Here is a 14,416-nt window from a genome sequence, read left to right as displayed (position 1 = left end):
AGGGACATGGACACCCCTGAGACCTGCGCCGAGGCCAAGGCGCGGCTGCGCACTCAGGTGCGCAGCCGTCGTCGGGAACGGGACGACGCCGAGCGCGCCCGACTGTCCGAGGCGGCGGTGGGACACCTGTGGTCCTGGCTCGGCCCGCGGATCGCCGAGCGTGCCGCGGCCGGCGCGGACACCACGGTCGCGACCGTCCTGCCGATGCCCACGGAGCCGGACACCGCGTCCCTGCGCACCCGCCTCCACGCCGCCGACGCCCGGGTCCTCGTCCCCGTCACGGCCGAGGGGAGGCGGATGGACTGGACGGTGTGGACACCCGGCGTGGCCACAGCCCGGTCCGCCCACGCCCCGGTGGAGGAGCCGGTCGGCGAGCGCCTGCCGACGTCGGCGTTGCACACGGCCGCCGCGCTGATCATGCCCGGTCTCGCGGTGGACTCGGCGGGCATGCGGCTGGGCCAGGGCGGCGGCTACTACGACCGTGCCCTCGCCGCGCTGCCGGACCGGCTGCCCCGGGTCGCGCTCCTGTTCCCGGACGAGGTGCTGCCGGCCGGTCAGGTGCCGGCCGAGGCGACGGACCGGCCCGTGCACGGCGTCGCCACCGCGGACGGGCTCGTGTGGTTCGGCCCGCCTTTCGCCGACGCGGACCCCACCGGCGCAGGCCGTGCCGGGCAGCGGGACTAGGATTCTGCATCGAGCCGGGCCCGCACGGGCGCGACCGGCACCGACGCACCGCTCCCCCACGGAGGAACCCATGCCCACCTATGCCTACCGCTGCAAGGACTGCGACCACGCCTTCGACATCGTCCAGTCCTTCACCGACGACTCCCTCACCGAGTGCCCCGAGTGCGGCGGCACGCTGCGCAAGCAGTACGGCTCCGTGGGTGTGACGTTCAAGGGCGGCGGGTTCTACCGGACCGACTCGCGGAACTCGGGCGGGTCCTCCTCCTCGGAGCCCTCGCGCTCGGGCTCGGGTTCGGGCTCCTCGTCGTCGTCTTCTTCCTCGCACTCGGGCTCGGGCTCGGGCGCGGGTCCGCGCTCCTCGTCGTCGTCCTCGTCCTCGGGCTCGTCGTCGTCGGGCTGAGCCGAGGCATCCGGAAGCCCTCGTTCCGATCTAGAGCATGCCTCTCATGCTCCGGATCGGAACGAGGGCTTCGTCGTCGGGTGCCGACGCCCGGTCCGGCGCCCCGTTCAGCCCCAGCGGTGCCCCGTTCAGCCCCAGCGTCGCCCCGTTCAGCCCCAGTGGGGCGGGCGCTGGTCGAGGATCCACCGTCCGCGCGCATCGGTCGCGGCAGGCCTGCCCGTCTCCGGGACGACGGCGTCGCTCGGCTCCGCGTTGAGCCCCACGATGCGCGGCTCGGCACCGTCCGCTCCCGCCGGTCCCGTGCCGGGCACCGAGGCGCGGCGCGGGCCACGGCGACGACGAGGCACGGCCGGCTGCACCGCCGCAGGCCGCCGGTCCGCGCCGGTCTTCGCGCTGTCCCTCTCAGCGCCGACCGACCCCGACCGCTCCGGCCCCTCCGGCGCCGGGTCCCCGCTCACTGCTGTGCGTCCCCGTCCTCACCGGTCCAGCCCAGGTGCGCGGCCTCGGCGTCCACGCCGAGACGGTCGGCATAGCGGTCCGCCAGCGCCTCCGGGTCCGCGAACACGTCGATGGTCCACTGGGTGACCGGGTCCCAGCCGCGGGCCTCGAGGGCCTCCGGCAGCAGGCGGGACCGCTCGCGCACGGTCAGCGCCGTGTAGGTGTCCGCGCCGTCCGAGGCGAGTGCCAGCGGCGCGGACTCGCCCTGCGGGTCCCACACGGCCATGTCCATGACAGACCCGAACAGCGGCCACACCTTCGCCCCGTGCTCGCCGAGGCGGCGGATGAGGTCCTGGTTGAGCGGATTCGGCACGCCGGCCCCCGGCGCCTGCTGCTCCTGGCCGAAGTAGGCCTGGAGGATCCGGTAGAAGTCCAGGGCGCCACCGGAGAGGCGGTCCTCCTCGAGGTCCTCGGCGCGCAGGGCGGAGACCAGGTGCATGCGCTCCCGGGCGCGGGTGAAGGCGAGGGCCACCATGCGGGCGCCGTCCGGGTCGGAGAAGGCGCCGAAGTGGTGGACCACGCGGCCGTGCGGGGTGCGGCCGTAGCCGTGGGAGAACACGACCTCGTCGCGGACGATGCCTGCGGCGCGCACGACCGGGGCGATCACGAACGGCTCGCGGGCGTCGTCGTCTCCGCGGCCGCGGGACAGGAAGTCCAGGGCCCACTGGTTCTTCGCGGCGGTGGCGCGCACCGCGGCGGCGACCTTCCGGGCGTGCTGCTCGGAGACCGTGATGACGGCCAGGGACTTCTCCGGGCGGGTGCGGATGTGCTCGAACACCAGCTCGACCGTGCGAGTCACGTCCGCGACGGTGGACACGACGGCGTCGCCGCCGGTCAGCGGGATGCCGGTGCCGTCCTCGAGGTAGTGGGCCACCACGGGGCGGTCGCGGCCGGTGAGCTCGCCGGCGTGCGGGACGGCGTCCAGGGCGCCCTCATAGTCCGCGGCGGACAGGATGCGAACGAGAGTGCGCTCGAGGCCGCGGTGCATGGTGCGCAGCGGCACGCTCGGCAGGACCTGTTCGAGGGCGCTGTGCGCGGAGGTGAGCGGACGCAGCGGGCCGGCGGTGGCCGTGGGGTCCACGGAGACCTGGAACGGCTGCGGGCGGCCGAGCACCGGGTCTCCGAAGGCGATGACCTGCTTCGCACGGGTCAGGGCGCCCATGGCGGAGGCCAGCGAGGTCGACGCGGACTCGAGCAGGATCACCGCGTCCGCCTCCCACTCGTCGCCGAACTCCGTGAGGGCCATCGGCGAGGTGGTGACCACCGGCACCAGCGGCTGAAGCAGCTCGGGGGCGAGGGTGGTCAGCCCGGAGACGGTGACGCTGCCCTGCTTGAGCATAGTGCGCAGCACGGAGGCGTCGGCGCGGTAGCGGCCGAGGACCTCCTTCCACTGCGTGCCGAGGTGATGGCGCAGGCGGGCGGCGCCGGAGTCCAGGTGGGCCCGGTCCAGCTCGCGGTAACGGCGCTCGACGCCGGTGAGGGCCGGGCCGTCCATCATGGCCAGGAAGTCGTCGCCGGAGATCATCGCCTCGAGGGCGGACTGCCACCAGGCGAGCTCGAGCTCGCTGGTGAGGCCGGCCGTCGGCACCTCGCGACGGTGCAGGTCCTGGAGCAGCTCGTCCAGGCCGTGGTCCCGGAGCTGGTCCAGCACGAGGGTGCGCTCCGGCAGGGAGGCGAGGGTGTCGCGGTCTGCGACGAGGCCGTCCACCAGCGCGGCGAGCTCGTCCACGTCCCGGTCCACGAGCTGCACGTCCTCGGTCTGCTCGGCGGCGAGGACCTCCTGCAGGCGGTCGAGACGGTCCACGACGTCCGCGACGGCGTCCAGGGCGCGGTCGGTGATGCCCGGAGCGGTGGGGGTGGACGGACCTCCGGCGAAGCGGGCCCAGACGGCCTGCTGCTCCTCGACCTGGACGAGGGCGGCGTGCAGGTCCTCCGGGTGGACGCCCGGACGCACGACGTCCTTGGCGGCGCGGCGCAGGCGGGCGCGGGTCACCGAGGACATCTCCACCATGTGGCCGCGGCGCCACGAGCTCGAGGCGGTGGCGGCGACCATGGCGGGCACATCCTGCGCGTAGACCTCCGGGGTGAAGGTCTGCAGGGACCGGCGGACGGCGTGGTAGAGCTCGACCTGCTCGGCCCAGCCGGCCACGGTGTCCGCCGGGCGCAGGCCGGCCTCGCCGGCGGCGGACTCGACGGCGCGGCGGGCGATCGCCAGGCGCGCGGCCAGCTCCTCCGCCAGCTCGGTGGCCGCCTCGGTCTCCTGGACGTTGCGCACGCGCGCACCGAACCAGCGGGACTGCGTGGAGGCGGCGGAGAACGCGCCGAGCTCGCCGGCGCGGACCAGCTGTTCGGCCACGGCCTGGCGGTTCACGGTGGAGTCCAGCACGGAGCGGTTCAGGCGCACAGTGGTGGACGGGGAGGTCGGCAGGGAGGTCAGCGCGGCGAGGGCCTGCATGGCCTGGTACGGCGAGCAGCCCCACCGCGGACGCACGTGGTGCAGCGAGGAGACATGCTCGGACAGGCGGGCATGGTGCGCGGCGAGCTCCTGCTGGAGCGGGCCGGTCTCCGGGTCCGGCGCCCGCTCGGCACGCAGCACGGCCTGGACGAGCTGCCGACGCAGCGGCTCGGCCTCCGGGTGGGCAGGCACGTCCAGCACGATGTCCCGCAGCCCCACGGAGTCCAGGCGGTCCTGGAAGTCCTCGAGGGCCGCGGAGCGCTCGGCCACCACGAGCACGCGCTTGCCGTCCCACGCCAGCTGGGCGGCCAGGTTCGCGGCGGTCTGGGTCTGGCCGGTACCGGGGGCGGCCTGGACGAGGAACGACTCCCCCGCGAGCGCATGGTCCAGCACGCGCTGCTGGGACGGGTCCGCGTCCAGCACGTGGCGCTCGTCCGCGGCGCGGCGCTGGGCCACCGGGAGCAGGCCGGTGTCCTCGAGGCTCCGGCGGCGCGGGACCATGCCGGTGCCGGCGTCGTACAGTGCCTGCACCACGGGGCGGTGCTCCAGGGACTCGGGCACACGGGCCGTGTCCCCCAGGTCCGCGAACGTGGAGATGAGCAGGCGGTGCTCGACCTCGAAGTCGGTGAGGTGGCCGGCCTTCTCCTGCAGCAGGTGCAGCGCCGGGGCCGGCTCGAGGCGGGCCATGGCGTAGGCGGCGTGCCGGAACTGCTCCGGGTCCAGCTCGATGCCGTGGTGGCGGCGCAGATTGCGCACGAGCGCCGGGTTGAGCTCGGCGTGCTCGATGATCTGCACCTCCATCTCGTCCCGGCCACGGGCACCACGGCGCATGGCGGTGGCCACGCGGGCGAGCAGCACGGGGGCGGAGCGTCGCTCCCGGCGACCGTCCTCCACCGCGGTCCAGGACGCGAGGCCCACGGCGAGGGCGCCGACGTCGATGCCGCGCTCCTCGGACAGCTCCCGGACCTTGGCGCGCAGGGCCAGGGAGACGCTGCGGGCCTGCTCGCGCTCCTCCTCGGACCGCAGCAGCGTGGACAGGCGGGTGCGGCGGCCGAGCATCAGCTGGGACAGGCCGGAGCTGTTGCCCTGCGTGACGTCGATGCTGTTCTGCGCCGACGGGGCGAACCGCAGCATCGTGTCATTCTCGGCCCCGGAGCCCAGCGAGGAGACCCAGGTGGCCGGGTCCGGGCGCTGCTCGTCGCCCGCGGTCTCGCCGGAGGCGGCGGCGCGGGCCCGGTTCAGGCGCGGGAACTGGTGCTCGGTCACGGTCGGTGCGGTCCTTCCTGGTCCACGCGGGGGCGGTGCGCGGGATGCGAGGTCGTCGGGCGGTGTCGGACGGGGCGGGAACGGCGGCGCGACCGCCGCGGGCAGGGACCCTCAGGGCCCGAGCCCACGGCGGTCGCCCCGGCCGCTCACTCCCACTCGATGGTGCCCGGCGGCTTGCTGGTGATGTCGAGGACCACGCGGTTGACCCCGTCGACCTCGTTGGTGATGCGGTTGGAGATCCGGGCGAGCACGTCCTCGGGGATGCGCGCCCAGTCCGCGGTCATGGCGTCCTCGGAGGTGACCGGGCGCAGCACGATCGGATGGCCGTAGGTGCGGCCGTCGCCCTGGACGCCCACGGACCGGACATCTGCCAGGAGCACCACCGGGCACTGCCAGATGTGACGGTCCAGGCCGGCGGCGGTCATCTCGGCGCGCACGATCGCATCGGCGGCGCGCAGCAGGTCCAGGCGCTCGGCGGTGACCTCGCCGATGATGCGGATGCCCAGGCCCGGGCCCGGGAACGGCTGGCGCCAGACGATCTCGTCCGGCAGTCCCAGCTCGGAGCCGACGGCACGGACCTCGTCCTTGAACAGGGCGCGCAGCGGCTCGCAGAGCTCGAACTCGATGTCATCCGGCAGGCCGCCCACGTTGTGGTGCGACTTGATGTTCGCCGTGCCGTCGCCGCCTCCGGACTCGACGACGTCCGGATACAGGGTGCCCTGCACCAGGAACTTCACGTCCGGGGCGTGCGGGTCGTCCGCGGACTCCCGGACGATGTCCGCCTGGGCCTTCTCGAAGGTGCGGATGAACCGCTCGCCGATGATCTTGCGCTTCTGCTCGGGATCCGTGACGCCGGCGAGGGCGCTCAGGAAGTCCTCGCGGGCGTCGACCATGATCAGGCGGGCGCCGCCGGTGGACTCGCCGAAGGCCTTCTCGATCTGTGCGGACTCGTCCTGTCGCATGAGGCCGTGGTCCACGTAGACACAGGTCAGGCGGTCGCCGATGGCGCGCTGCACCAGGGCGGCGGCCACGGCGGAGTCCACGCCGCCGGAGAGGGCGCAGATCGCGCGGGCGTCGCCGATCTGCTCCTGGATCAGGGCGACCTGCTCGTCGATCACGTTCGTGGCGGTCCAGTCCGAGCCCAGGCCGGCGCCCTCGTGCAGGAAGCGGGAGATGACCTCCTGGCCGCGCGAGGAGTGGCCGACCTCCGGGTGCCACTGCACGCCGAAGATGCGGCGCTCGCGGTCCTCGAACGCCGCGACCGGCGCACCGGAGGTGGTGGCGGTGACGGCGAAGCCCTCCGGGGCCGCGGTGACGGCGTCGCCGTGGGACATCCAGACCACCTGGTCGTCGTCCTGGCCGGCGAAGAGCACGGAGTCGGACTCCACGGTCTCCAGGCGCGTCGAGCCGTACTCGCGGGTGCCGGTCTTCGCCACGGTGCCGCCCAGCGCATGCGCGATGGACTGGAAGCCGTAGCAGAGGCCGAGCACGGGCACGCCGGCCTCCAGCAGCGCCGGATCGAGCTGGGGGGCGCCCTCCTCGTAAACCGAGGACGGGCCGCCCGAGAGCACCAGCGCCGCAGGCTTGCGGGCCAGGATCTGCTCGGCGGGGGTCGAGGCCGGGACGACCTCGGAGTAGACGTTGGCCTCGCGTACGCGGCGGGCGATCAGCTGTGCATACTGTGCGCCGAAGTCCAGCACCAGGACGGTCGGCATCACCTCGGCCAGCTCGGTGGCGTTCTCCTCAAGGGGTGCGTTCTCAGTCACCCGTCCAGGATAGTCGAGCCACCGGAGGCGGGGGGACGACGACGGCCGCGCACCCGGCTCTGGTGAGCCGACGCCGTCGTGGGCAAGTCTCGGGCGCCCCGCCGGGGCGCCGGGGGCGGGTCAGTAGCGGAGGGCGGCGTCCGGGAAGCGGTGCAGCTCGGCCTCGACGTCCCGGTCGATCTTCTTCTCCACGATGAAGGACAGGAACGGGACCACGCCGCCGCCGGCCATGAGGAACAGCCGCAGCGGGTTCCAGCGCATGAAGTTCCACACGCGGAAGCCGGCGAACAGGTAGACCACGTACATCCAGCCGTGGGCGATGAGGATGGCGCTGGAGAGGTTCACTCCCCCGGTGACCGAGTCCTCCGGGTGGAAGCCGACGGTGTTCTCCACGCCGTCCGCGGTGACCCCGCCGGCGAAGATCTCGTTGCCGAAGCCGTACTTCGCGATCATCTCCGCCACGAGCAGCAGCAGCATGACGCCGGTGATCCACGCACAGACCTTGTAGAAGGTCTTGGCCCCACGGATCTGCTGGCGGGTGCCGGCGAAGCGGCGGCGCGTCTGGGGGCGGGCGGGGGCGGGGCCGAGGTCGTCCTCGGTGATGTCCTCCGGGTCCGGCAGGGTGTCCGGGTCGACCGGCTCGTGGCGGGGGTCCGGGGTCGGGTGGTCCTGGCTCATGCTCACTCCTGGGGTGCGTCGGGGCGTCCGGCCCCGGGGCTGCGGTCTGCGGGGGTCTGGTCTGCGGGGATCGCCGCGTCGAGGCCGTGGTAGGCGGCGTAGGCGCGGCGGGCCTCCTCCTTGGCCCGGGCCGCCTCGGCACGGCGTCGCTCGAGCTCCTCGGCGCGCCAGGTCCGTTCCCACTCGGCGTCGAGCTCGGCCTCGCGCAGTTCGCGGGCGTGGTCGTCACGGACGAAGCGCCACCACAGGTACAGGGCGAAGCCGGCGAAGATGATCCACTCGACGGCGTAGAAGACGTTGAGCCACACGATGGTGGTCTCGTCCGGCTGCGGCGCGACCCACACCGGCTCCAGGCCGCCCTCGGCGGCGCCGACGCCCACGTCCGCGCCGGCGGCGTCCACGACCTCGAAGGCCGCGACGAACGCGGCGTAGGAGGGCACGTCCCAGAAGTTCGTCAGCTGGGCCGCCGAGAGGCTGTCCACGAGGATGCGGCCGCCGGTGTCCGGCCCGTCCTTCACCCGCGGCAGCGGCCCCTCGGGCGGCAGCAGGCGGCCGGTGACGGTCACCTCGCCCTCCGGGGCGGGGTCGGCCGCGGCGGCGTCCGCGGACCAGCCGCGCACGACCGGCATGACGATGCCCTCGGGGGCGCCCTCCGGCGCCTCGTCCGGGCGGAAGGCGGAGACCACCCAGTAGCCGTCCTCTCCCCGCAGGAGGCGGTTGTCCACCACGACGTCCGTGTCCGGCAGGAAGGTGCCGGAGAACTCGAGCACCTGGTCCGCCTGGGAGGCCAGCAGCGGCTCGGCGGGGTTGATGTGGCCCACGAGCGGGACCGCGTTCTCCGTCTGCTCGCGCGGGGGCGGCGCAGCGGTCTCGGCGCTCTCGAACTGCCACTTGGACAGGTAGACGAACACGCCGGACACCACGATCGTCAGCACGAGCATCAGCAGCCAGAACGGCTTCAGGGCGGTGCGCAGCACGCGGTTCAGCTCCGAAGGGGGTCGGGGACGGTGGCGGGTGCCGGAGGGGCGGCTCCGGAGGCCCCTGCCGGGCAGGGGCCGGTGCGGGGCTCAGGCGCCGACGGCCGGGTTCACGATGACCTCGACCTTCTGGAAGTCCTTGAGCTCGGTGTAGCCGGAGGTCGCCATGGCCGCCTTGAGGGCGCCCATGAGGTTCGTGGTGCCGTCGGTCTGGCGCCCCGGGCCCCAGAGCAGCTCCTCGAGCGGAGCCGCCTGGCCGACGCGGGTGCGGTGGCCGCGCGGAAGCACCGGGTGGGCGGCCTCGCCGCCCCAGTGCCATCCGCCGCCCGGGGCGTCCGTAGCGCGGGCCAGGGTGGCGCCGAGCATGACGGCGTCGGCGCCCATGGCGATCGCCTTGACGATGTCGCCGGAGGTGCCCAGACCGCCGTCGGCGATCACGTGCACGTAGCGGCCGCCGGACTCGTCCATGTAGTCGCGGCGGGCCTCGGCGATGTCCGAGACGGCGGTGGCCATCGGCACGCGGATGCCCAGTGCGCGGCGGGTCGTGGAGGACGCGCCGCCGCCGAAGCCGACGAGCACGCCGGCCGCGCCGGTGCGCATCAGGTGCAGCGCCGGTGTGTAGCCGGCCGCGCCGCCGACGATCACCGGGACGTCGAGCTCGTAGATGAACTTCTTCAGATCCAGCGGCTCCTTGGCGGTCGAGACGTGCTCGGCCGAGACGGTGGTACCGCGGATGACGAACAGGTCGACGCCGGCCTCGACGACCGTGCGGTAGAACTCCTGCGTGCGCTGCGGGGTGAGCGAGCCGGCTACGACGACGCCGGACTCGCGGATCCGGTTCAGACGCTCGGTGATCAGCTCGGCACGGATCGGCGCGGAGTAGATCTCCTGGAGGCGGCGGGTGACCTCAGGGCTGCCCGGCTCGTCCGGCAGGGAGGCGATCTCCTCCAGCAGGGAGGTCGGGTCCTCGTGACGGGTCCACAGCCCCTCGAGGTTGAGGACGCCGAGGCCGCCGAGCCGGCCCAGGGCGATGGCCGTGTCCGGGGACATCACGGAGTCCATCGGGGCGCCGATCACCGGCATGTCGAACGTGAAGGCGTCGATCTGCCAGGACAGGTTCACGTCCTCGGGGTCACGCGTGCGACGCGCCGGGACCACCGACACGTCGTCCAGGGAGAAGGCCCGACGGCCACGCTTGCCACGTCCGATCTCGATCTCGTTGCTCACCCCTCCAGGGTAGTCGAGAGCCGCGCCGGTGCAGACATGCGACGAGGGGCGGGACCGGTGCGGTCCCACCCCTCGCGGCGGCGCTTTCGGCCGGTGCGGCCGGCCGGTGTCAGTGGCCTCGGTAGTTCGGCGCCTCGACGGTCATCATGATGTCGTGCGGGTGGGACTCCTTCAGCCCCGCCGCGGTGATGCGCACGAAGCGGCCCTGCTCCTTGAGCTGGGGCACGGTCTCCGAGCCGGTGTAGAACATGGTCTGGCGCAGGCCGCCCACCAGCTGGTGGACCACGGCGCCCACCGGGCCGCGGTAGGGAACCTGGCCCTCGATGCCCTCGGGGATCAGCTTGTCCTCGCTCGGCACGTCGGCCTGGAAGTAGCGGTCCTTGGAGAAGGAGCGCTGGCCGTTGCGGGTCTGCATGGCGCCCAGGGAGCCCATGCCGCGGTAGGCCTTGAACTGCTTGCCCTGGTAGAAGACCAGGTCGCCCGGGGACTCTGCGGTGCCGGCGAGCAGGGAGCCGAGCATCACGGAGTCGGCGCCGGCCACGAGGGCCTTGCCGATGTCCCCGGAGTGCTGCAGGCCGCCGTCGGCGATCAGCGGCACGCCGGCCGGGATCGCGGCCTTGGCGGCCTCGTAGATGGCGGTGATCTGCGGGACGCCGACGCCGGCGACCACGCGGGTGGTGCAGATGGAGCCCGGGCCCACGCCGACCTTCACGGCGTCCGCCCCGGCGTCCACGATGGCCTTGGCCCCGGCGTAGGTCGCGGCCTGGCCGCCGATGACGTCCACGTGCCGGGCGGACTTCTCCTTCTTCAGGCGGGCGATCATGTCCAGCACACCGTGGGTGTGGCCGTTCGCGGTGTCCACCACGAGCACGTCCACGCCCGCCTCGACGAGCGCCATGGCCCGCTCCCAGCCGTCGCCGAAGAAGCCGACGGCGCCGCCGACGCGCAAGCGGCCCTCCTCGTCCTTCGCGGCGTCCGGGTACTTCAATGCCTTGTCGAAGTCCTTGATGGTGATCAGGCCGGTGAGGCGGTCCTTGCGGTCCACCAGCGGCAGCTTCTCCACCCGGTTGTGCGAGAAGAGCTCGAGCACCTCCTCGCGGGAGATGCCCTCACGGGCCGTGACCAGCGGCATGCGGGTCATGGCGGTCTCGACCGTGCGGGTCTGCCACTCCTCCTGCGGGATGAAGCGGGTGTCCCGGTTGGTGATGATGCCCAGCAGGGTGCGGTCCTCGGCCACCACCGGCAGGCCGGAGACGCGGTACCGGGCGCACAGCTCGTCCAGCTCGGCGAGGGAGGCGTCCGGGCCGATGGTCACCGGGTCGGTGATCATGCCGGACTCGGAGCGCTTCACGCGGTCCACGTGGGAGGCCTGGTCCTCGATGGACAGGTTGCGGTGGATGATGCCCATGCCGCCCTGGCGGGCCATGGCGATGGCCAGCGGCGCCTCGGTCACGGTGTCCATCGCCGCAGAGATGATGGGGATGTTGAGGCTGATCCGCCGGGTCAGGCGCGTCGAGGTGTCGGCGTCGGCCGGGATGACGTCCGTGGCGTTCGGCAGCAGCAGGACGTCGTCGTAGGTGAGGCCGAAGAACCCGAACGGGTCGGCGGCGGTGGCGACGGGATCCGGCGACGGACCAGAGGACGTGACGTTCACGGGCGCAGAACCTTTCGAGCGGGAGACGGCATCAGGCACCGGCGCGCAGCACCGGTGCCTGACAGTCTACGACCGCGCACACACGGGGCGGCCGTGGGGTGGGGAAGCTCACCTGCCGCCGTCGGCCCGCCCGACGGCCCGAGCACGTCGCCTGGTGTCCACGATCACGACTGTTGCCCTGGATGACCCCCCGGCCGCTCCCTGCCCCGCACCCGGCCTATCGTCGCCCGATGACTTCGCAGAACGCCTCCCCCACGCCCCCGCGCTCGGACGCCCCCGAGCAGGCGGCCGCGCGTGCCTCCGACCGCCCCCGACCCTCCGCGTGGTACACGCGCTTCGGCCCGCAGATCCTCATCGCCTTGGTGGTGGGCCTGGCCCTGGGCCTGCTCGCCCGCGCCACCGGCCACACCGAGGACACCCCCACGTGGCTGGGCGAGGGCCTGGCCACCCTGGGCTCGTCCTACATCTCCCTGCTGCGCGCCACCGTGGTGCCGCTCGTGTTCTTCGCGGTGGTCGCCTCGATCGCCAACCTGGCGCAGGTGACCAACGCCGCCCGCCTGGCGGCGAAGACCCTGCTCTGGTTCGCCCTGACCTCGCTGGTCTCCGTGCTGATCGGCGTCGCCGTCGGCGCCGTGGTGCAGCCGGGCGTCGGCACCGGACAGCAGGCCCCCACCGACTACACCGCCCGCGAGGTCGGCTGGCTCGACTTCCTCAAGGGCCTGATCCCGGCGAACTTCCTCGGCCTGGAGGCCTCCGCGTCCGTGGCCGAGTCCGGTGCCGTCTCCGTCTCGCCGGACTTCAACGTGCTGCAGGTGCTGGTCGTCTCCATCGCCGTCGGCGTGGCAGCGCTCAAGGTCGGCGCGAAGGCCGAGCCGTTCCTGTCCTTCTCCCGCTCCGTGCTGGCCGTGATCCAGAAGGTCCTGTGGTGGATCATCCGTCTGGCCCCGTTGGGGACCGTGGGCCTGCTCGGCAACGCGGTGGCCTCCTACGGCTGGACCACCATGGGCACGCTGGTGAAGTTCGTGGTCGCGATCTACCTCGGCCTCGCCCTGGTGCTCTTCGTGCTCTACCCGGCCCTGGCGAAGCTGCACGGCCTCTCGGTGCGCCAGTACTTCTCCGGCGTGTGGCCCGCGGTGCAGCTCGGGTTCGTGTCCCGCTCCTCCATCGGCACCCTGCCGGTGACCCAGCGCGTGGCCGAGCGGAACTTCGGCGTCCCCACCGGCTACGCCTCCTTCGCCGTGCCGCTGGGCGCCACCACCAAGATGGACGGCTGCGCCTCGATCTACCCGGCGATCGCCGCCCTGTTCGTGGCGCAGTTCTTCGGCATCGACCTCTCGCTGGGCCAGTACGCGCTGATCGTCCTGGTCTCCGTCCTGGGCTCGGCCGCCACCGCGGGCACCACCGGCGCCACCGTGATGCTCACGCTGACCCTGTCCACCGCGGGGCTGCCGCTCGAGGGCATGGCCCTGCTGCTGGCCGTGGACCCGATCGTGGACATGGGCCGCACCGCCACCAACGTGGCCGGCCAGGCGCTCATCCCGGCACTCGTGGCCAAGCAGGAGCACATCCTCGACCTGGACCGCTACAACGCCGAGCGCGCAGACATCATGGAGGACGAGGAGGAGATCGTGGACGCCCGCCGCCACGATGATGCTCGCTCCCCCGTCTCCGCTCGCTGAGGCACGGCGGCGGCGACGGCGCCCGCGCGCCGTCGCCGGGCCGCCGTCGCCGGGCCGCCTGCGCGGACCGGCCCCGGCACCGCCCTTCCGGCCCGCCCGTCAACCGAGCCGCGCCTTCATAGCGAATTCATAGACCTTTTCGCTATGGGAGTGGGGTACATTGGGGGCGACGGCGTAAGCGTCAGATACATCCCTGATGGCCCGATCCGTCGGTTTCCCTGCCATTCCCGAAGGATTCCCATGACCGAGAACCTTTCCCGTCGTTCCGTCGCACAGGGCATCGCCTGGTCGGTGCCCCCGTCGCGGTCGCCGCCGCGGCCCCCGCCATGGCCGCCTCCCCCACCTGCACGGCCGAGAGCAAGACGATCATCGATCAGGCCTTCGCGGACGCCACCGCCGCACTGACGTGCAACGGAGCTCCGCTCAAGCTCGAGATCAACTTCTACCAGCCGCTCAACGCTGGCGATGGCTTCGCCACCGATGCCTACGTCAACATCAAGAACCTCTCCCGGTGCACCTACACGTTCACCAAGACGAACCCCCTCAAGGTGGCCATCGACGTGGTCCGCGTGAACGAGCTCTCCGTGACCAACGTGCGTGACATCACCGGGGTCCGCACCTCCTGGGGTTCGCGCACCTGGTCTCAGACCGAACGCGGCTCCTCGCCCGTCCCCGTCGGTGGCCGAGACGCGAAGATCCAGTGGACTTTCTCGGGCAAGCTTCCGGGTGCCGGCCTGGGCGACAACGAGGCGGACATCGCGATCGGCTTCGGTGACGGCGCCACCGGTCGGGGCCGTATCCATGATGCGCTCCTGGTGACCCCGAGCACCGGCTCAGATGCGCCCACGTTCGAGTCGCTCCTGGAAAAGGGCGTCTCGGCCGACTGCATCGACTACTACAACGAGAAGCTCAGCACGTGGACGAGCCCGGTCGTCTGGTCCTACACCGGCCCCAAGGGCTCCGGTCAGCTCGCCGCCGGTGCGACCCTCGACTCCCGGACGAGCGGAAACACCACTTCCGGAATCCAGTACGCCAACTCCACCAACGGCATCTGGTGATACGGCAAGCCTGAGCACCACGAAGGGTCCCAGCAAGGAATTGCTGGGACCCTTCGTCGTCTGCGTCTGTGGTC

The 14,416-nt window shown here is 72.7% G+C and carries 10 protein-coding genes; 4 read left to right on the top strand and 6 right to left on the bottom strand.

The window, feature by feature from the left end:
• Positions 1-6: 6 nt before the first annotated feature.
• Both HMPREF2863_RS02235 and HMPREF2863_RS02230 read left to right on the top strand, forming a co-directional pair.
• On the top strand, positions 7-684 hold the full coding sequence (locus HMPREF2863_RS02235) for a 5-formyltetrahydrofolate cyclo-ligase (RefSeq protein WP_070637613.1): 678 nt from the start codon (positions 7-9) through the stop codon (positions 682-684).
• A gap of 70 nt (positions 685-754) precedes the next feature.
• Positions 755-1,084, top strand: a complete 330-nt coding sequence (locus HMPREF2863_RS02230) for an FmdB family zinc ribbon protein (protein ID WP_070637610.1) — start codon at positions 755-757, stop codon at positions 1,082-1,084.
• A gap of 454 nt (positions 1,085-1,538) precedes the next feature.
• On the opposite strand, the gene HMPREF2863_RS02220 is transcribed toward HMPREF2863_RS02230, so the two are convergent.
• From HMPREF2863_RS02220 to guaB, 6 genes are all read right to left on the bottom strand, one after another.
• Positions 1,539-5,303 carry a hypothetical protein gene (locus HMPREF2863_RS02220; protein WP_070637608.1) on the bottom strand — a complete coding sequence of 1,255 codons (3,765 nt, stop codon included), beginning with the start codon at positions 5,301-5,303 and terminating at the stop codon, positions 1,539-1,541.
• 146 nt (positions 5,304-5,449) lie between these two features.
• Complete coding sequence (guaA, locus tag HMPREF2863_RS02215) at positions 5,450-7,018, bottom strand: glutamine-hydrolyzing GMP synthase (RefSeq protein WP_087134149.1); 1,569 nt, start codon at positions 7,016-7,018, stop codon at positions 5,450-5,452.
• A 171-nt stretch (positions 7,019-7,189) separates the two neighbouring features.
• Positions 7,190-7,747, bottom strand: a complete 558-nt coding sequence (locus HMPREF2863_RS02210) for a DUF3817 domain-containing protein (RefSeq protein ID WP_067191948.1) — start codon at positions 7,745-7,747, stop codon at positions 7,190-7,192.
• Between the two features lie 2 nt (positions 7,748-7,749).
• Positions 7,750-8,724, bottom strand: coding sequence for an SURF1 family protein (locus HMPREF2863_RS02205; RefSeq protein WP_070637606.1), 975 nt, complete (start codon positions 8,722-8,724; stop codon positions 7,750-7,752).
• A gap of 90 nt (positions 8,725-8,814) precedes the next feature.
• Positions 8,815-9,951 (bottom strand): GuaB3 family IMP dehydrogenase-related protein, encoded by a 1,137-nt coding sequence (locus tag HMPREF2863_RS02200; protein ID WP_067191937.1) that lies wholly within the window; start codon positions 9,949-9,951, stop codon positions 8,815-8,817.
• A gap of 109 nt (positions 9,952-10,060) precedes the next feature.
• Entirely contained in the window at positions 10,061-11,605 is a 1,545-nt protein-coding gene (guaB, locus tag HMPREF2863_RS02195; RefSeq protein WP_067191936.1) for an IMP dehydrogenase, read from the bottom strand.
• Between the two features lie 230 nt (positions 11,606-11,835).
• Between guaB and HMPREF2863_RS02190 the strand changes: the two genes are divergently transcribed.
• Both HMPREF2863_RS02190 and HMPREF2863_RS11990 read left to right on the top strand, forming a co-directional pair.
• A complete protein-coding gene (locus HMPREF2863_RS02190) occupies positions 11,836-13,284 on the top strand; it encodes a dicarboxylate/amino acid:cation symporter (RefSeq protein WP_070637604.1) in 1,449 nt (482 codons plus the stop codon).
• A gap of 326 nt (positions 13,285-13,610) precedes the next feature.
• Positions 13,611-14,342, top strand: coding sequence for a hypothetical protein (locus tag HMPREF2863_RS11990; protein ID WP_070637603.1), 732 nt, complete (start codon positions 13,611-13,613; stop codon positions 14,340-14,342).
• Positions 14,343-14,416 lie beyond the last annotated feature (74 nt).

The organism is Micrococcus sp. HMSC067E09, from assembly GCF_001812555.1.
Taxonomy (GTDB): domain Bacteria; phylum Actinomycetota; class Actinomycetes; order Actinomycetales; family Micrococcaceae; genus Micrococcus; species Micrococcus lylae.
The sequence above is the reverse complement of the archived record's forward strand: the minus strand, read 5'-3'. Positions and strand labels throughout refer to the sequence as shown.

What these genes read in the sequence shown, in the direction of transcription:
- HMPREF2863_RS02235 (WP_070637613.1), top strand. Translation starts at nt 7, where the DNA reads ATGGACACCCCTGAGACCTGCGCCGAGGCCAAGGCGCGGCTGCGCACT.
- HMPREF2863_RS02230 (WP_070637610.1), top strand. Translation starts at nt 755, where the DNA reads ATGCCCACCTATGCCTACCGCTGCAAGGACTGCGACCACGCCTTCGAC.
- guaA (WP_087134149.1), bottom strand. Translation starts at nt 7,018, where the DNA reads ATGCCGACCGTCCTGGTGCTGGACTTCGGCGCACAGTATGCACAGCTG.
- HMPREF2863_RS02210 (WP_067191948.1), bottom strand. Translation starts at nt 7,747, where the DNA reads ATGAGCCAGGACCACCCGACCCCGGACCCCCGCCACGAGCCGGTCGAC.
- HMPREF2863_RS02190 (WP_070637604.1), top strand. Translation starts at nt 11,836, where the DNA reads ATGACTTCGCAGAACGCCTCCCCCACGCCCCCGCGCTCGGACGCCCCC.
- HMPREF2863_RS11990 (WP_070637603.1), top strand. Translation starts at nt 13,611, where the DNA reads ATGGCCGCCTCCCCCACCTGCACGGCCGAGAGCAAGACGATCATCGAT.